Source organism: Kitasatospora sp. NPDC096140, from assembly GCF_040303045.1.
GTDB lineage: Bacteria > Actinomycetota > Actinomycetes > Streptomycetales > Streptomycetaceae > Kitasatospora.
This window is the reverse complement of sequence record NZ_JBEOUW010000046.1, coordinates 56,494-73,929: the sequence shown is the minus strand read 5'-3', so window position 1 is coordinate 73,929 and position 17,436 is coordinate 56,494. Positions and strand designations below refer to the sequence as shown.

Below are 17,436 nucleotides of genomic sequence, written 5' to 3'. Positions count from 1 at the left end.
CGGTTACATTCCGAACCCGGAAGCTAAGCCTCACAGCGCCGATGGTACTGCAGGGGGGACCCTGTGGGAGAGTAGGACGCCGCCGAACAATCATTGCTGAAGAACCCCCATCCGGATTCCGGATGGGGGTTCTTCGCGTTTCCCGGGACTTTCTCCCGGCGTGTTTTCCCGGAAATCCGATGATCTGGTGTTGCTTCAACCGCGCAGGTGGTCCTAGGTCCACCTCGGGATTGGGGTACCACGGCCAGTGTGGGTGGCGGGCGGTTCGTGAACACTGAGGGAGGACGATCGGTACCGGCATCAGGAGCTTCCCGTGACAACAGCGAGTCGTACGAGCGGCACGTCCGTACGTGCTCAGGCCCGGACGGCCTTCGTGGCCGGCGGTGAGGGGCTGGCCCGGCTTGCGGTGGTGGTGCTCGCCGCGGTGCCCGGGACGGTGCTGCCGCTGGGTGCCGCGATCATCGCGGGCGTGGTGACGTCCCAGTTGCTGGAGGCCTACGACCTCCAGGTCTTCTTCGCCCTCCTGGTGGGAGTGGCCGTCGGGGCCGTCGTGGCCGCCAACAACATCCGCCGCACCGCGAACCGTACGCGGGGACTGCTGGAGCGCTGGTTCGGGATCCGCCTTCCTGCGGTCTACGGACCGATGCCGGGGCTGGAGTTGGACGACCGCGGGCACTGGTGGACGGGGTACTCGTACCACCGCTCGCAGACGGTGGCGAAGTACGCACAGCTGGTCCACTGGGGCCTGCGGGACAGCACCACCCGCGGTGAGTTGACCTGGCTCGCCGTGAACCCGTTCCTGACGCTGGCCCTGGCCGGGCCGGTGGCCGCCCTGCTCGTGGTGGGGGCGGCCTACACCCTGGCGGGGCCGGTTCCGTCGGCCGGGTTCGGGCCGCTGAACGCGCGTTCGGTGTCGATCCTGTTGAGCGTCGGGCTCGGGGCCGCCATGATCGTGGTCGGGATACTCATGGCACCGTTCGCGGTGCGTGCGTACGCGGAGGCGGCCCGCCGGGTGCTGGACCGGGACGGCCGGGCGACGCACGCCCAGCTGACCAGGCGGGTGGCCGAGTTGACCGAGACGCGGGCGGACGCGGCGGGCAACCAGGCGGCCGAGCTGCGGCGGATCGAACGGGACCTGCACGACGGCGCGCAGGCGCGGCTGGTCGCGATCGGGATGACGCTGGGGACCATCGAACACCTCATGGACACCGATCAGACGGCGGCCCGGGAGCTCCTCGCCGAGGCCCGGCAGTCCTCGGCCCGGGCCCTGCAGGAGCTGCGGGACCTGGTGCGCGGCATCCACCCGCCGGTGCTCGCCGAGCGGGGCCTGGGCGATGCCGTCCGCGCCCTGGCGCTGGACAGCTCGCTGCCGACGGAGGTGTGCGTGAGTCTGCCGGACCGGCCGGCGGCCCCGGTGGAGGCCGCGGTGTACTTCAGCATCTGCGAGCTGATGGCGAACGCGGCCAAGCACTCCGGCGCCGAACAGGTGTGGGTGGACATCCTGTACCGTGCCGGCTTCCTGCGGGTCACGGTGACGGACGACGGCGTGGGCGTGGCCGATCCCTCGCGGGGGACGGGACTGCGCGGGATCGAGAAGCGATTGGGTACCTTCGACGGTGTCCTCGCCATCGACAGCACGTCGGGCGGTCCCACCACCATCACCTTGGAGTTGCCGTGCGAGTTGTCCTCGCCGAGGACCTCTACCTCCTTCGCGAAGGCCTGATCAGGCTGCTGGAGGCCCATGGGTTCACCGTGGTCGCGGCGGTGGAGACCGGGCCCGAGCTGCTGGAGGCGCTGCTCACCCACCGTCCGGACGTGGCCGTGGTCGACGTCCGGCTGCCGCCGACGCTCACCGACGAGGGGTTGCAGGCCGCGCTCAAGGCCCGCCAGAAGATCCAGGGCCTGCCCGTCCTGGTCCTCTCGCAGCACGTCCAGCAGCTGTACGCGCGGGAGTTGCTGGCGGACGGCACCGGGGGGATCGGGTACCTGCTGAAGGACCGGGTGTTCAACGCGGGGCAGTTCATCGACGCGGTCCGCCGGGTGGCGGCGGGCGGGACGGCGATGGACCCGGACGTGATCGCCAAGCTGATGCAGACCACCTCGCGCAGGCCGGGCCCGCTGCTGCGGTTGTCCCCGCGCGAGCGCGAGGTGCTGGAGCTGATGGCCGAGGGCTGTTCCAACTCGGCGATCGCCGCTCGCCTTTCGGTGAGCGACGGCGCGGTGGCCAAGCACATCGCCAACATCTTCACCAAACTCGAACTGGCCCCGGCCGAGGACGCCAACCGTCGGGTGCTGGCCGTGCTGACGTACCTCAACGGTACGGCGGGGCAGAGCCGCTGACGGTCCGGCCGGTTCCCCGGGGCGGGCCGGACCGTCCACGGCCGCCGCCGTGCCGTGGACCGTGACACCCCAGGCTGCGGGAACGCTTAAACAGGTGTACGAGTAAACTCCGGTTGGCCGAGCCCGGTGGCTTTCAGCCATCCGGCGGCCCGACCAGCGGGACCCGACAGTCGAGGCAGCGTACGGCCGCAGCCGACATCCAGGGGTTGATAGACGTAATGGCACGCCCAACGCTCACCAAGGCCCACCGCGGCCTACTCGGCCTGGTCGCGGCCGGTGCCTGCATCATCTCGGGCATCGGATTCGCGGGCTCGTACAACGCGGTGCGCGAGCTGGCCCTGGAGAAAGGTTTCGGCGCCTTCTCCTACGCCTTCCCGATCGGCGTCGACGCGGGCATCGTCGTGCTCCTCGCGCTCGACCTGGTGCTGACCTGGCTGCGGATCCCCTTCCCGATGCTCCGGCAGACCGCCTGGCTGCTGACCGTCGCCACCATCGCCTTCAACGCGGCCGCCTCCTGGGGCGACCCGCTCGGCATGGGCATGCACGCCGTCATCCCGGTGCTCTTCGTCGTCGTGGTGGAGGCCTCCCGCCACGCGGTCGGCCGGATCGCGGCGATCACGGCGGACCGCCACATGGAATCGGTCCGGGTGATGCGCTGGCTCCTGTCCCCGGTGCCGACCTTCCGGCTCTGGCGTCGGATGAAGCTCTGGGAGCTCCGCTCCTACGACGAGGTCATCCGACTGGAACAGAACCGCCTGGTCTACCGGGCGCAGCTGCGCTTCCGCTACGGCCGCGGCTGGCGCCGCTCGGCGCCGATCCAGGCGCTGCTGCCGCTCAAGCTCGCCAAGTTCGGCGTTCCGCTGGACCCGGGGCTGCTCGACCGGCTGGACGACGAGGCCCGCGAGCGCGAGGCCGCGGAGGTGCCGGCTGGTCAGGAGTCGCGCGAGCTGGCTCCCCAGGGGGCCAGGGCCACGGCCATCGCCCCGGCGGCCGCGGCCCCGGTCGGCGCACCGCAGCAGCTCCAGCACCCGCAGCAGACCACCCAGGCCCCGCAGGCCGCCCGCCCGCAGCAGGCCGCGAGCCCACAGCAGGCCCCGCTGGAGCCGCAGGCCCAGCCGCAGCCCGCGGCGGCCCAGGCCGACGCCCCGGCGGCCGTCGCACCGATGCCCGCCGAGGTGGCCGCGCCCATGCTCGCGAAGCTGGCGGCCGTCCGGTTGCGCGCCGCGCAGGAGCCGGAGGCGGCGGTGGACGCCGTCCCGGAGCCGCACCGCGAGGAGCTGAACGTCTGGACCGAGCGACCGGTCCGCACCACCGGTCACCCGGCCGACGCCGGTCCGGGCGGGCGGGTTCCCGGCCAGGCCTCGCCCTGGTTCAAGCCGCCGCGCCCGGTCGCCGACGAGCCCGTTGCGGCCGCCGCCCAGGCCGCCGCTCCTGCCCCCGGCCCCGCCTCCGTCCCGGCGCCCGCCGGGTCCGGGCCCCGGCCACAGGCCCAGCGGCCGGCCGCCCCGCAGCAGCCCGAGCAGCCCGTCGCGCCGCAGCCCCAGGCGCCGCAGCAGCCGGGGCAGCCCGCTTCGTCCGGGCAGTCCGCCCAGGCCGAGCAGCCGGTTCCGGCCGAGGAGCCCGCCCAAGCCGAGCACGCCGAAACCCGCCCGACGGCCTCGCGGCTCGACCCGGACCTCGCCTACGAGGCCCTCGTCTCGTACATGGACAATCACGGCCACCAGCCCGACCCGCAGCGCCTCGCCGACTGGCTGACCAGGGAGTACGGCGTCACGGGCAAGGGCCCCGACGGCTCGGTCCACCCGAAGGAGGTCGCCGAGCTCTTCCCGGCGCTGCGCGACCGCTACGCCGCCGCCGGGAGGGACTGACCGCAGCGGTCCACCGTCCGGCGCTCGGTCGGCCATTGACGGCCGTCCCCACCACAGCTACCTTCGCCTCAACAAATTGTTGAAGCGCTGGTTCGGCATGGAGGAGTGCGGATGTCGCAGGTCGAGGTGGACGGAAACGGGCCGACGGGCGGGGCTTCCTTCTCTGCTGCCGCCCTGGCCGCCGTGGAGGCGCTGCTCGCGCCGGTCGACGCCGACCTGGCGCGCCGCTACCCGGGCGACTCCGGGACCAGGCAGCCGGTGCACACCGTCTACGTCCCGGCCGACGCCTTCGCCGCCGATACCGTACGGGAGTGGGGCCGCCAGGCGCTGGCGGCCTTCGACGCCCACGCCGGCACCCCCGCCGAGCTGGCCCGCGCCCTCGGCGTCGCCGACGACGCCCTGCTCGCCGACGTGCACGCCCGGGTCCGCGCCAAGCTGGAGCGCGAGCCGATCGAGGACCTGCGGATCGACTTCGAGGACGGCTACGGCCCCCGCCCCGACGCGGAGGAGGACGCCGCCGCCGTCCGGGCCGCCGGACTGGTCGCCGCGGCCGTGGCCGGGGGCGACGCCCCGCCGTACATCGGCATCCGGATCAAGTGCATGGAAGCGCCCGTCCGGGCCCGCGGCATCCGCACCCTGGAGCTGTTCCTGGCCACCCTGCTCACGGAAGGCGGCCTGCCGGAGGGCCTGGTCCTGACCCTGCCCAAGGTCACCTACGCCGAGCAGGTCACCGCACTGGTCCGACTGCTGGAGGACTTCGAGCGCCGGGCCGGGCTGCCCGCCGGCCGCATCGGCTTCGAGATCCAGATCGAGACCACGCAGGCCATCCTCGGCCCGGACGGCCGGGCCACCGTCGCCCGCATGATCGAGGCCGCCGAGGGGCGGGCGACCGGTCTGCACTACGGCACCTTCGACTACAGCGCGGCCTGCGGGGTCAGCGCCGCCCACCAGAGCATGGACCACCCGGTCGCCGACCACGCGAAGGCGGTCATGCAGGTGGCCGCGGCCGGCACCGGCGTCCGGCTCTCCGACGGCTCGACCAACGTCATCCCGACCGGCTCCACCGAGCAGGTGCACGCCGCCTGGAAGCTCCACCACGACCTGGTCCGCCGCTCGCTGGCGCGCGCCTACTACCAGGGCTGGGACATGCACCCGGCGCACCTGCCGACCCGTTACGTCGCCGTGTACTCCTTCTACCGCGAGGGCCTGGCCGCCGCCGCGGCCCGGCTGTCCGCGTACGTCGCCAAGGCGGGCGGCGACGTGATGGACGAGCCGGCCACCGCCCGCGCGCTCAGCGGCTACCTGCTGCGCGGCCTGGACTGCGGCGCCGTCGACCTCGCCGAGGTCACCGCGCTGACCGGGCTGGACCGCGAGCGGCTGAACACCCTCGCCGGCCGCTGACCCCGCGGCCGCCGGTCCACCGGCCCGTGCGCCAACTAGGCTGGCGGTGCCGCCCCGGCGACCGGGGTGCGCCGCCAGCCGTCGCCGTTCCCGGGAGAAGCACCGCGCCATGTCCGCCACGCCGGAGCCCACCGCCAGGCCGTACCTCACCATCCGGCGGGCCGGCAGCCACGAGACCGAGATCAAGAAGTCCCGGTTCATCTGCCACCTCGCCCGGGTCACCGACGAGGAGGAGGCGCAGGCCTTCATCGCCGGCATCCGCAAGCAGTACTGGGACGCCCGGCACAACTGCACCGCCTTCGTGGTCGGCGACGAGCAGCGCCGCGAGCGCTCCAGCGACGACGGCGAGCCCGGCGGCACGGCCGGGGTGCCGATGCTGGAGGTGCTGCGCCGACGCGGCCTGACCGACACGGTCGCCGTGGTCACCAGGTACTTCGGCGGGATCAAGCTCGGGGCGGGCGGCCTGGTGCGGGCGTACGGCAACGCGGTGTCCGAGGCGGTGGACGGGATCGGCCTGCTGGAGCGCCGGCCGGTCGCGCTGCTCGCGGTGACGGTGGACCACGTCCGGGCCGGGCGGCTGGAGAACGACCTGCGGGCGGCCGGGTACGCGGTGAACGACCTGGCCTACGAGGCGTCGGGGGTGCGGATCGAGGTGGGCGTGCCGGAGCCCGGGGTGGCGGCCTTCCACACCTGGCTGGCCGAGGCGACCGGGGGCTCCGCTGCGGCCGTCCCGGCCGGACGCACCTACGTCGAGGTCCCGGTCTGAGCACCCGGCGCGGCGGCGCCGGTCCACGTGCGCATCGGGCGCGGCCCCGGGGCCGAACCCGTGGTACCGGTCGCGAACCACGCGGCCCCGGCGGGCTGCCCGTCGGCCGTCCCGTCCCGGCGCCCGCCCGGAACCGCAGCTCAGCGGGGCACGACGGGGCCCGAGCGGGGCCCGGGCGTCCGGGCGGGAGCCCGTGCGGCGAGGCACCCCGCGCACCCTCCGCGGGCGGCGTCCGGTAGCCCAGGCCCTGCGCCACGCGGAAGACGGCTTGAACAGATTCACTCGAACGTAGGGTCGTGGCCCGGAGTTGGAACTTCCGCTCCGGGCCATGGCGTTTCCTGGGCAAGGATCCGGCGGAACCGGACGAAACCCATCGATGGAGGACACAGGACCCCACCCCGCACCACGGAGGTATGCGCATGACCTCAGACCGTTGGACTTCAGACCGTTCGACCCCGACCCGCCCGACCTCGAACCGCGCCCGCTCGCACGCCGGTTCCGACCTCCCCGGCCCCCGCGGTCCCGCGACGCCCTACCGGATGACCGTCACCACGGCGCTCCCGCACGCCGAGGCGGTTTCTCTGGCCGACCAACAGCTCGCCTCCTGGCTGAAGCAGGAGGGCTGCGACGAGCCCCCGCCGGCGTCCGATGCACCGCCCCCCGAGCCGCCGGGCCTCGCCGAACGCCTCCGCCTGGGCGAGCGCGTCCTGCTCGACCGCGACCACGGCCCGCTGCGCGGCGGCCCGGGCGCCGGCCGCTACGACCGCCGCCGCCTGCGCACCCCGGCCCCGCACGGCACCCAGCAGCTCACGCTCACCGTGGCCACCGGCGCCGACGGCTCCACCTGGGTCCGGCTGGAGGCCGAGACGCACAGCACCGGCAGCGGCGTACGCACCCCCTGCCGGGTGCCGGTGCCCGAGCTGGCCCGCTCGCTGCTGCCGCTGCTCGACGCCGCCGACGGCCCGGCCGCCGTCCACACCGCGCCCCGGGTGATCACGGCCGCCGAGGTCGACGCCCTGATCGACGAGCTGTGCGACCCGGAACGCCGGCTGCCCACCGTGGTCGCCAGCGTCCCGGTGAACCTCCCGGTCGACCACTGGGTGGCGGACGTGGTCGGCCCGCTCTGTCACCAGCTGCCCGGCCTCGCCACCGCCTACGTCCTGGATCCCGGCGCCCGCACCGGATTCAACGTCGCGCTGGAGTACCACTCGGTGTACGGCGGGGCGGTGCGCACCTACCTGCCCGAGGTGGACCCGGCCTCCCGGCTGGACGGTGCACGACACCCGGTGCTCGCCCGGGGCCGAATAGAACAGGACCTGCGGCGCGCCGCCGGGCTGCTCGCCCGCGAACCGCGCCGCCTCGCCGCCGACCAGCCGCTGCCGGTACCGCTGGCGGCCGTTCCGGTGCTGCGCGTCCCGCCGCCGCAGCTCCGCCCGGCCTCCGGGCGGGCCGCCGACTCGACCGTCGTGCATCGGAGTGCCGCGCACCCGGGTGCCGACGGGGCCGTCGTCCGGGCCGAACTGGCCGCCCTCGCCCACGAGGAGCAGCAGGACCGCGCCGAGCAGCAGGCCAGGGCCGACGAACTGGAGCGGGTCCGGCACAGCTTGCGCCTGGAGCGCCGCGACCGCCACGACACCCGGGACACCCGGGACGGCCGGGACGCCCACGAGGGTCGTCTCCGGTCCGGCCCCCGCGCCCTGACCGGCCGCCACTGCACCACCCCGGGCGCCGGGCCGGCACTCGGTCCGCGCTTCGCCGCCCAGCCCGCCGACCCCTGCGGCAAGCCCGAGAGTTTCACCGAACTCATGGCCAGGATGGGCGAGTTCACGCTGCTGACGTTCACCGGGGACCAGAAGAGCGCGCTCGCCCTGGACGAGCTCCAGCGCGTCGGTGCCGGCTGGGCCCGGCTCGCCTGGGACGGTCTGACCGCCCTTCAGGAGTACGCGGAGGCAGCCGTGTGCGGCAGGGCCGGCGGCGACTTCAAGCAGTGGTGCGAGCACACACCGGAGGGCTGCCACCGCTTCCCGCCGCGCAAGGCCGTGCGCGGGGAGTCCAGGACGGTGTTCAGCCACACCAAGTGGAAACGCGAGCGGATGCTGCCGGTGCCGGAATGCGTCGACGCCTCCCGGCGTGCGTTCATGGGCGCGCACCTGCGGATCGGCGGCGGTCGGACCGCACCCCGGCTGCACTACCTGGACGACTGTTCCGGCAGTGGCCGGATCTACGTCGGTTACATCGGTCTGCACCTGACCAACACCCGGACCAACTGACGGGCTTGGCTGACCGCCGCGCCCGTTCGGTGGACAATGTCCGGCAGGGGGTGGGTCCGCAGGCTCGCCGACCGCCCCCGGGCAGGCGCCGGACGAGCATGGGGGAACGACGACCGATGCAGCACTCAGCAGACGGCCGGTCCGACGGCAGCACCACCGTCCGGGTCCCCCAGCCGGGCTTCCTCGCCTCGGTCTTCCGCGACCTCGGCGTCGACGGGGCCGCGGAGCCGGACGCCGACGCCACCGGCCGTCCCGGCGGGGACCCGGCCGTTGACGGTCGGGCCGGTGACGGCCCGTCCGTCCCGGGCCCCGCCGGGGGCGCAGGCCGGGGCGGGGCCCGCCCGAGCGCCGTCGATCCCGGCTCGGCCGCGCCCGACGCGGGTGAGCCGGACGCGGCCGGGCCGGGCGCCGGTGCCCCGGGCCCGGCCGACCCGGACGAGGCCGTCGCGGCGCACGCCCGGGCCGCCGCCCTGACCCACCACCGCACGGTCACCGTCCAGGCCGAGCACGACCGGCTCACCGACCTGCTGCGGCGGGCCGCGCTGCCCGTCTCGGCCATGGACTTCGAGAGCCAGCTGCGCCACTACGAGCCCCGGCCCTACCCGGCCGACGGCCCGGGCACCGCCGACGTGCCGGAGCCCCGCTGGGAGGACTTCGCACCCGCCGAGCCGGCCTCGGCCGACCCGGCGGCCGGCCCGTCCCGCCGACTGCTCGACTCCGGCTACCAGCGCGAACTCGCCGGGGCCAGGCTCGCCCACCAGCGCGCCCTGCGGGAGTGGCGCACCCGCCGGGCGGAGGCCGGCAGCCCGGCCGCGGACGAGTCCCGCCGTGCCCACGAGGCGGCCGAGGAGGCCCGCGCCCGCGCGGTGCGCGAGTACAACGAGAGCCTGGAGGAGTGCCGACGGGCCTACCGGCTGGCCGAGCCCGCCGCCGTGGAGTCACTGCTGGAGCGGGCGCTGGCCGCGGCGGAGACCGCGACCCAGGACCTGCCCGCCGCCTGCCGGGCGGTGTTCCGTCCGCTCACCCGCACGGCGGTGCTGGACCTCGACCTGCCGCCGCTCGACCTGGTGCCCTCGCTCGCCGGCTACCGGCTCGCCCCGGACGGCGACATCGTCCCGGTGCCGCGCCCGCCGGCCGACCGGGCCACCGACTACCTGCGGCTGGTCGCCCGGCTCGCCCTGCGCGCCCTGCAGGCCGCCGACGCGGTGGACACCGACGAGATACTCGCCGGCGTCGTCCTCAACGGCTGGCTGCGCGAGCCCGGCGCGGCCGAACCGCTCTGCCTGGTCAGCGTGGACGCCGACCGCGACGCGCTGGCCCGCACCCGGCTGCTGCCGCCGGAGACCCCGTACGAGGAGCGCGACGACGAGGGCGTCTACGCCGACGCCGAGCAGGACGAGGCCCTCGTCCGGCTGCGCCAGCTCGGCGCCGCCGTCACCCCGGACCCGTACGACCGGGCGGGTGTCCGGCCGGCCGCCCGGGCCGGGGCCACCGTGCCGGCCGCGTCCGACCTGTCCGCCAACGAGTTCGCCCAGCTGGTGCGCGACCTGCTCACCCGGGGCGGGATCGCCCAGTGGAGCGTCCGGCTGCGCGGCCCGGCCGGGCTGGTCGCCACCGGGGAGGGCGCACCCGGCAGCGCACTGCCCGGCCGCTGGGTGGTCTGGGCCTCCCGGGGCCCGGAGCCGGTCGCCGCGGAGGAGCTCGTCACGCTGGCCGAGGCGGTCGACGAGGAGTCCGCCGAGCGCGGCCTGCGATTGACCACCGGCGGCTTCAGCGACGAGGCCCTGGACCTCGCCGCGGAGGACGGCCACCGCCACATCCACCTGGTCGACGGCGACGGCGTCCGCGAGCTCGCCCGCACCCACCTCGGTCTGCCGCTCGCCGTCGGCCGCTGACCCTCCCACCAGCGGCATCACCCCGACAGTCCGTCCGGCGGGCGTCCCGCCACGTCCGGACCGAGGCTGGGGAACGGGCCCCGGCCCCGCCCGGCACCCCGGTCGACAGCCGTCGAACGGCCGTCCGGTACGGTCGGCGGTCGGCCCGGCGACGGGCGGACCCCAGGGGGAGAGGAATGGGCAGAGCGCTCGGCAGACCACACGGCGGCACCGGCCACCCGGCCGCACCTGCGACGGAGGCGGCCCGATGACCGCCGTCCTGGTCGCCGCGGGGGCGTTCCTGATGACCCTGATCGGCGGCTTCGTCGCCCAGCGCACCGGCGACCGCCGCCACCTGGTGCTCGGCTTCGCGGCCGGACTGATGCTCGGCGTGGTCGCCTTCGACCTGCTGCCCGAGGCGATCGACCAGGCGCCGGGCGAGGTGCACGGCGTCCCGCAGGCACTGCTGATGTTCGCGGCCGGTTTCCTCACCATCCACGTCGTCGAGCGCGCGGTGGCCATCCACCGCGGCCACGAGGGCGAGTACGCCGAGCACACCCACGGCGGCCACCACCACGGGCACGCCCACGGCGCCGGGCACCAGGGCGTCGGGCTGACGGCCGCCCTGGCGCTGGTCGGCCACAGCGTGATGGACGGCTTCGCGATCGGCGCCGCCTTCCAGGCCGGCACCACGGTCGGCACCGTGGTGGCCATCGCGGTGGTCGCCCACGACTTCGCCGACGGCTTCAACACCTACACGATCACCCGGCTGTACGGGAACAACCGGCGCCGGGCGTTGACGCTGCTCGCGGCCGACGCGATCGCCCCGGTGTCCGGCGCCGCGATCACCCTGGCGTTCACCATCCCGGAGCACCTGCTCGGCCTCTACCTGGGCTTCTTCTCCGGCTTCCTGCTCTACCTGGCGACCTCCGACATCCTCCCCGAGGCGCACAGCCCGCACCCCTCCCGCACCACCCTGCTGTGCACCCTCGCCGGGGTCGGCTTCATGTGGCTGGTGATCGGCCTCGCCAAGTGAGGCCGCCGAGGTAGCCGGGAGGCCGCGGAGGCAGCCGAGGCAGCAGGGAGGCCGGGTGACCCGGCCGTCCGGGGGTCAGCGGACTTCCGCACCCCCCGAGGACTGCAGCCGCCCCCACCCCTCCCGCATCGCGGCCAGCGCCTCGGTGATGGCCGGCCGCCGGGACGCTCCGGAGCGCCAGAGCGCGAAGACCCGCCGGCTCGGCTCCGGCGTCACCCGGCGGGCCGCCACCCCGGGCGGCAGTGGCCCCCGCCCGAGCTTCGGCACCAGGCCCATCCCGAGACCGGCCGCGACCAGCGCGATCTGCGTCTCGAACTCGCCGACCTGGTAGCGCACGTCCGGCTCCTCCCCGACCTCGCGCAGGGTGCGGACCAGCCAGTCGTGGCAGATGTTGCCCGGCGGCACGCTGATCCAGCGCTGCCCGCACAGCCGCTCCACCGGTACCGGGTCGAGCGCGGCCAGCTCGTCGTCGGCGGGCAGCAGCAGGTCCACCGGGTCCGTCCCGAGCTCCATCCGGGAGACCCCGTCCTGCACCGGGAGCGGCACGGTCGGCCAGTCCTGGACCAGTGCCAGGTCGACCTCCCCCCGGGCCACCAGATCGGCCGCCGGGTACGGATCGCGCTCCAGCAGCCGTACGTCCAGCTCGGGGCAACGCCGCCGCAGATCGGCCAGCACCCCGGGCATCAGCCCGCGCGCCCCGGACGCGAACGCGGCCACCAGCAGCCGCCCGACCGCCTGGCCGCGCTGCTCCTCCAGCCGCACCTCGGCCTGCTCCACCAGCCCCAGCACGGTCTGCGCGGTGCGGGCCAGCTCGCGCGCCGCGTCGGTCAGCGCCACGCCCCGGCCCTGCCGCTCCAGCAGCACCGTCCGGGTCTCCCGCTCCAGCTTGGCGATCTGCTGCGAGACCGCCGAGGGCGTGAAGCCGAGCGCGGCCGCCGCCCCGCCGACCGAGCCGTGCACCGCCACGGCGTGCAGCGCCCGCAGGCGCCCCAAGTCCATCATGCAGCGATCCTAAAGTGTCTCCTTCAGTATTCATCGCTGGTGCTACACGGTTCCGCGCCGCCATGCTCGACCCATGACCGCGACACCCGCCGCCGCGCGCGGCACCGGCAGCGCCGGCGCCATCGGCACCACGAGCACGACCATGAGCGCGAACGCGAACGCGAACGCGAACGCGAACCCGAGCACGAGCGGTACGGCGACGGGCGGCAGGGGCATGAGCGCGCCCCACATCGCCCTGGCCGTCCTGGTGGCCGCCGTCTGGGGCCTCAACTTCGTCCTCATCCACGTCGGACTGGACAACTTCCCGCCGCTGCTCTTCTGCGCCCTGCGGTTCGCCGTCGTCGCCGTGCCGGCGGTCTTCTTCGTCGGCCCGCCCAAGGTGGCCTGGCGCTGGGTGGTGGCGGTCGGCGTGGTGCTCGGCGTGGTCAAGTTCGGGCTGCTCTTCCTCGGCATGCACGCCGGGATGCCGGCCGGCCTCTCCTCCCTGGTGCTCCAGGGGCAGGCCGGTTTCACCGCGCTGTTCGCCGCGGTGCTGCTGCGCGAACGCGCCGGCGGGCAGCGGCTGCTGGGCCTGGCCGTCGCCTTCGCGGGCATCGCGCTGAGCGCGTACGACCAGGGCGCCGGCGGCCCGCTGGGCGCCTTCGTGCTGGTCGTCCTGGCGGCCGTCGCCTGGGGCCTGGCCAACGTGCTGACCCGCAAGGCGGCGCCGCCGGACGCGCTGCGCTGGATGGTCTGGGTCAGCGCCGTCCCGCCGCTGCCGCTGCTGGGCCTGTCCCTGCTGGTCGAGGGCCCCGGGGCGGACCTGCGCGCGCTGCGCGACATCACCCCCGCCGGGCTCGGCGCGATCGGCTACGTCGGACTCGTCTCCACCCTGCTGGGCTTCGTCGCCTGGAGCTTCCTGCTGCGCACCTACGACGCCACGGCCGTCGCGCCCTACTCGCTGCTGGTGCCGGTGTTCGGGATGTCCTCGGCCTGGCTGCTGCTCGGCGAGCGGGTCACTCCGGCGGCCGCCGCGGCCGCGCTGCTGGTGATCGCCGGGATCGGGATCACCGCGCTGCGTCCGGGGGTGCCGAGCGCCGTGGCGGCCCGGCTGCGAGGAACCGGGCCTCGGCGGAGCGCAGCACTCGCAGCAGCACCTCCTCGTCGGCGGGGCTGACCTCGCCGAAGTACTCCTGGGCCACCTCGTCGCGGACCTGTCCGATCCGCTCCACCGCGGCGCGACCGGCCTCGGTCAGCAGGATCCGCACGGCCCGCCGGTCGGCCGGGTCGGGGCTGCGCTCGACCAGACCGGCCTCCTCCAGCGCGTCGACCACGGTGGTGGCCGAGCGCGGGGCGATGTGCAGCTTGTCGGCGAGGTCGCTCAGCCGCATCGCGCGGTCCGGCGTCTCGCAGCCCGGCACGTGGGCGAGGGTGCGCAGCGCCCGGGCCTGGCCGGGGGTGATGCCGTACGGCTCCAGTCGCCAGCCGGTCTGGCGGCGGATCCGCTTGATCGCCCTGGTCATCGCGTCGGCCAGTTCGGCGGCGGAGGCGGGGGAGTCGGCGGAACCGGCGGAGTCGGCGGAACCGCCGAACGCGGGGGACTCGGGGGAGCCGGGGGAGCAGGGCCGGGGGTCGGAGGAGGAGTCCGCCGGGTCGTCGGTCGGCGTGGTGGTCATCGGCGGTCTCCTCGGCTGGTGTCCGGCCAAGCCTAGCGACCGGTCCGGCGCTCCCGGTGGGTCGGCCGACGACGGTCGGAGAAATATGTTGAGCTTAGCTCAGTATCTGCGTTAGCGTAGGCGTCAACTGAGGGGACCCTAAGTCCCCTCCATCACCCTGGAGGGCCCATGCCCGTTTCCACCGCACGCGTCACCACCGACCGCCCCGGCCGGTACGCCAAGCAGCTCGCCGCCCACATGGGGCGCAAGATCGAGGCCGCCTACTCCGAGGAGACCGGCCGCGGCACGCTGGTCTTCGGCGCCGGCACCGCCACCCTGGAGGCGCAGCCCGACGCGCTGCTGCTCACCGTCGAGGGCGAGCGCGAGAACCTGCCCGGCCTGGAGGACGTCGTCGGCCGCCACCTCGTCCGCTTCGGCGCCCGCGACGAGCTCGTCGTCGAGTGGCACCGCGACAACGGCGAGGCCGGCCTGGTTCACCGCAACGAGGACCCCGAGGCCTGACGCCCCCCGACCTCCGGCCGGGGCAGCCACCGGTCGAGCGGCCACAGCACCAGGACGGCCAGGCACCAACTGGCCACCACGTCCAGCAGCCAGTGGAAGTCGCTCCACACCAGCCCCGAGCCCACCCCGAGCGCCAGCACAGCCGCGCCCGCCGCCAGCCCCCGGGCGGCGCGCGGCCCCGACACCCGTGCCAGCAGCAGCGCCGCCACCCCGTACGAGATCGTCGCGGTCGCCGTGTGCCCGGACGGGTACCAGCCCCACTGCTCCGGTGTCAGCGGATCCCCGAGCGGGCCCGGCCGGGCGAAGGCCGCCTTCGCCGGGACCACCAGCAGCGGGATCAGCCCCGCCGTCAGCGCCGCCACCGGCAGCGGCAGCCACCAGCGACCGGCCCCGGACCGGCGCCACCACCACGCGGCCGACCCGCCCGCCAGCAGCAGCGCCGGGATCGCCGGGACGCTGCTGCCCAGATCCGACAGGGCGTGGCCGAGGTGGTCGAACAGTGCGCTCGGGACATCGCGGCGAGCCGTGTGCACGGCCCGGCGGACCCAGCGGTCCAGCCCGAGCAGCGGCCCGGCCACCGCCACCTGCCAGGACACCGCCAGCAGCACCACCGCCACCACCACCGGCACGGCCGACGACCGCGCCGCCCGGGCCGGTCCGGCGGACCGCCGGTCCGACCGGACCGGGACAGCGGACAGCCGCCCCGGAGCAGGGGGGAGAGCTCCGGGGCGGCTCTGATGATCGCCGTTCCGCGCGCCCCGGGGGGTGTGGGTCGGACGGTCGGTCGATCGGCCTTCGGTATGCACCACCCCTCCCGGGGCGGCCTGGTTGTCCTCGCGGGGCGCGCGCGGACCCACCCCCGAGGGAGGCTCCGCGGACGGCTCCGCCAATGGCTGAGGCTCGCTGTCCATCTGCGATGACACTACGTCAACAGCCCTTCCACGCCGAGTGCCTTCAGCGATTCCGCACATCATCTTCACCCCGCCCCGGGCAACCCCCGGGGTCCCCCGTCGATCATGCCCGGCCGCCGTGCCGGGCCCGCGAACAGCCTCCCCGCACAACCGAACGGCCCGTGCGGACCAGAGGTCCCCACGGGCCGTTCAGCGCTGTCCGGACATCCCTCCGGCGGGCAGGTGGCGCCTCGATCAGGCGGCAGTGACACCCTGGAGCGCGAACGCGCCCTCGATGATGTCCAGACCCTCGGTGAGCAGGTGCTCCGGGATCACCAGCGGCGGCAGGAAGCGCAGCACGTTGCCGTAGGTGCCGGCGGTGAGGACCACCAGGCCCTCGGCGTGGCAGGCCTTGGCGATCGCGGCGGTGACCTCCGGGTTCGGCTCCTTCGAGCCCGGCTTCACCAGCTCGACGGCGATCATCGCGCCGCGGCCGCGGACCTCGCCGATCACGTCGAACTTCTCCTGCATCGCCCGCAGGCGGCCCAGCATGACCTCGCCGATCCGCTGCGCCCTGCCGTTGAGGTCCAGCTCCTTCATCGTCTCGATGGAGCCCAGGGCGGCCGCGCAGGCCACCGGGTTGCCACCGTAGGTGCCACCCAGGCCGCCGGCGTGCGCGGCGTCCATGATCTCGGCGCGGCCGGTCACGGCGGCCAGCGGCAGACCGCCGGCGATGCCCTTGGCGGTGGTGATCAGGTCCGGGACGATGCCCTCGTCGTCACACGCGAACCACTGGCCGGTGCGGCAGAAGCCGGTCTGGATCTCGTCCGCGACGAACACGATGCCGTTCGCCTTCGCGTACTCCACGATCGCCGGCAGGAAGCCCTTGGCCGGCTCGATGAAGCCGCCCTCGCCCTGGATCGGCTCGATGATGATCGCGGCGACGTTCTCCGCGCCGATCTGCTTGTTGATGATGTCGATAGCCTGCGCGGCGGCCTCGGCGGCGCAGTTCTCCGCACCGGTCAGCCAGCGGTAGGGGTAGGCCACCGGCACCCGGTGGATCTCCGGGGCGAACGGACCGAAGCCCTGCTTGTACGGCATGTTCTTCGCCGTCAGACCCATGGTCAGGTTCGTACGGCCGTGGTAGCCGTGGTCGAACACCACGACGGCGGTGCGCTTGGTGTAGGCGCGGGCGATCTTCACCGCGTTCTCGACCGCCTCGGCGCCCGAGTTGAACAGCGCGGTGCGCTTCTCGTGGTCACCCGGGGTCAGCTCGTTCAGCTGCTCGGCGACGGCCACGTAACCCTCGTACGGGGTCACCATGAAACAGGTGTGCGTGAAGGCGGCCAGCTGCTCGCTCGCCTTGGCCACCACGGCCTCGGCGCTGTTGCCGACGTTGGTCACGGCGATGCCGGAGCCGAAGTCGATCAGCGAGTTGCCGTCCACGTCCTCCAGCACACCGCCGTTGGCACGGGACACGTACACCGGCAGGGTGGTGCCGACGCCGGCCGCCACCGCACCCAGCTTGCGGGCCTGCAGCTCCTGCGACTTCGGACCGGGGATCGCGGTGACCAGACGGCGCTCCTGCGGGAGCGGCGTTGCGGCGCTCATGGGGTTTCTCCAGACTTCTCGGCTCGGTGGTTCGCAGGCTACGGCCGCCCTCCCCGCCCAGGCATGCGCCACTCGGTAGCAGTGCGCCGTCCGACTTGTCCTGCGCGGCCAGCGCGGGTTGCGCGACTACCCGCAGGCCCCGCTCCACTACCCTGAGCGCGGGCGTGTCGCCGGTACGGCGGCATGGGTATGGCGGCACCGACGGCGGTCGGGCCGGGGCGG

At 74.7% G+C, this 17,436-nt stretch carries 14 protein-coding genes and 1 rRNA gene; 11 read left to right on the top strand and 4 right to left on the bottom strand.

Annotated features, from left to right (window positions below):
- From rrf to ABT048_RS34195, 9 genes are all read left to right on the top strand, one after another.
- Positions 1-88 (top strand): 5S ribosomal RNA (gene rrf / locus ABT048_RS34235); the annotation flags it as partial.
- 225 nt (positions 89-313) lie between these two features.
- Positions 314-1,723 carry a sensor histidine kinase gene (locus ABT048_RS34230; protein WP_350525488.1) on the top strand — a complete coding sequence of 470 codons (1,410 nt, stop codon included), beginning with the start codon at positions 314-316 and terminating at the stop codon, positions 1,721-1,723.
- Positions 1,675-2,340 carry a response regulator transcription factor gene (locus tag ABT048_RS34225; protein ID WP_350525487.1) on the top strand — a complete coding sequence of 222 codons (666 nt, stop codon included), beginning with the start codon at positions 1,675-1,677 and terminating at the stop codon, positions 2,338-2,340. Before ABT048_RS34230 ends, ABT048_RS34225 begins: the two co-directional genes overlap by 49 nt.
- A gap of 218 nt (positions 2,341-2,558) precedes the next feature.
- Entirely contained in the window at positions 2,559-4,208 is a 1,650-nt protein-coding gene (locus ABT048_RS34220) for a DUF2637 domain-containing protein (protein WP_350525486.1), read from the top strand.
- Positions 4,209-4,319: 111 nt separating this feature from the next.
- Positions 4,320-5,609, top strand: a complete 1,290-nt coding sequence (locus tag ABT048_RS34215; RefSeq protein WP_350525485.1) for a DUF6986 family protein — start codon at positions 4,320-4,322, stop codon at positions 5,607-5,609.
- A gap of 109 nt (positions 5,610-5,718) precedes the next feature.
- Positions 5,719-6,375 carry a YigZ family protein gene (locus ABT048_RS34210; protein WP_350525484.1) on the top strand — a complete coding sequence of 219 codons (657 nt, stop codon included), beginning with the start codon at positions 5,719-5,721 and terminating at the stop codon, positions 6,373-6,375.
- A 539-nt stretch (positions 6,376-6,914) separates the two neighbouring features.
- The gene (locus ABT048_RS34205; RefSeq protein ID WP_350525483.1) at positions 6,915-8,645 is read left to right on the top strand and encodes a hypothetical protein; all 1,731 of its coding nucleotides are present in this window, start codon (positions 6,915-6,917) and stop codon (positions 8,643-8,645) included.
- A gap of 116 nt (positions 8,646-8,761) precedes the next feature.
- Positions 8,762-10,540, top strand: coding sequence for a restriction endonuclease (locus ABT048_RS34200; RefSeq protein ID WP_350525482.1), 1,779 nt, complete (start codon positions 8,762-8,764; stop codon positions 10,538-10,540).
- Positions 10,541-10,787: 247 nt separating this feature from the next.
- A complete protein-coding gene (locus ABT048_RS34195) occupies positions 10,788-11,555 on the top strand; it encodes a ZIP family metal transporter (protein WP_350525481.1) in 768 nt (255 codons plus the stop codon).
- Between the two features lie 75 nt (positions 11,556-11,630).
- Here the strand turns inward: ABT048_RS34195 and ABT048_RS34190 are convergent, their stop codons facing one another.
- Positions 11,631-12,557: a LysR family transcriptional regulator gene (locus ABT048_RS34190; RefSeq protein WP_350525480.1), complete on the bottom strand. Its 927-nt coding sequence runs from the start codon at positions 12,555-12,557 to the stop codon at positions 11,631-11,633.
- Between the two features lie 214 nt (positions 12,558-12,771).
- On the opposite strand from ABT048_RS34190, the gene ABT048_RS34185 reads away from it, so the two are divergent.
- Positions 12,772-13,713, top strand: a complete 942-nt coding sequence (locus ABT048_RS34185) for an EamA family transporter (protein ID WP_350525490.1) — start codon at positions 12,772-12,774, stop codon at positions 13,711-13,713.
- Here ABT048_RS34185 and ABT048_RS34180 read toward each other — a convergent pair.
- Complete coding sequence (locus ABT048_RS34180; RefSeq protein ID WP_350525479.1) at positions 13,604-14,212, bottom strand: MarR family winged helix-turn-helix transcriptional regulator; 609 nt, start codon at positions 14,210-14,212, stop codon at positions 13,604-13,606. The genes ABT048_RS34185 and ABT048_RS34180 overlap by 110 nt on opposite strands.
- Before the next feature lie 168 nt (positions 14,213-14,380).
- On the opposite strand from ABT048_RS34180, the gene ABT048_RS34175 reads away from it, so the two are divergent.
- Positions 14,381-14,713, top strand: coding sequence for a DUF2218 domain-containing protein (locus ABT048_RS34175; protein ID WP_350525478.1), 333 nt, complete (start codon positions 14,381-14,383; stop codon positions 14,711-14,713).
- On the opposite strand, the gene ABT048_RS34170 is transcribed toward ABT048_RS34175, so the two are convergent.
- Together ABT048_RS34170 and gabT are read right to left on the bottom strand one after the other, a co-directional pair.
- On the bottom strand, positions 14,686-15,342 hold the full coding sequence (locus ABT048_RS34170) for a phosphatase PAP2 family protein (RefSeq protein WP_350525477.1): 657 nt from the start codon (positions 15,340-15,342) through the stop codon (positions 14,686-14,688). The two genes, ABT048_RS34175 and ABT048_RS34170, sit on opposite strands and share 28 nt — an antisense overlap.
- 516 nt (positions 15,343-15,858) lie before the next feature.
- Positions 15,859-17,214 carry a 4-aminobutyrate--2-oxoglutarate transaminase gene (gabT, locus tag ABT048_RS34165; protein WP_350525476.1) on the bottom strand — a complete coding sequence of 452 codons (1,356 nt, stop codon included), beginning with the start codon at positions 17,212-17,214 and terminating at the stop codon, positions 15,859-15,861.
- Between the last annotated feature and the right edge of the window lie 222 nt (positions 17,215-17,436).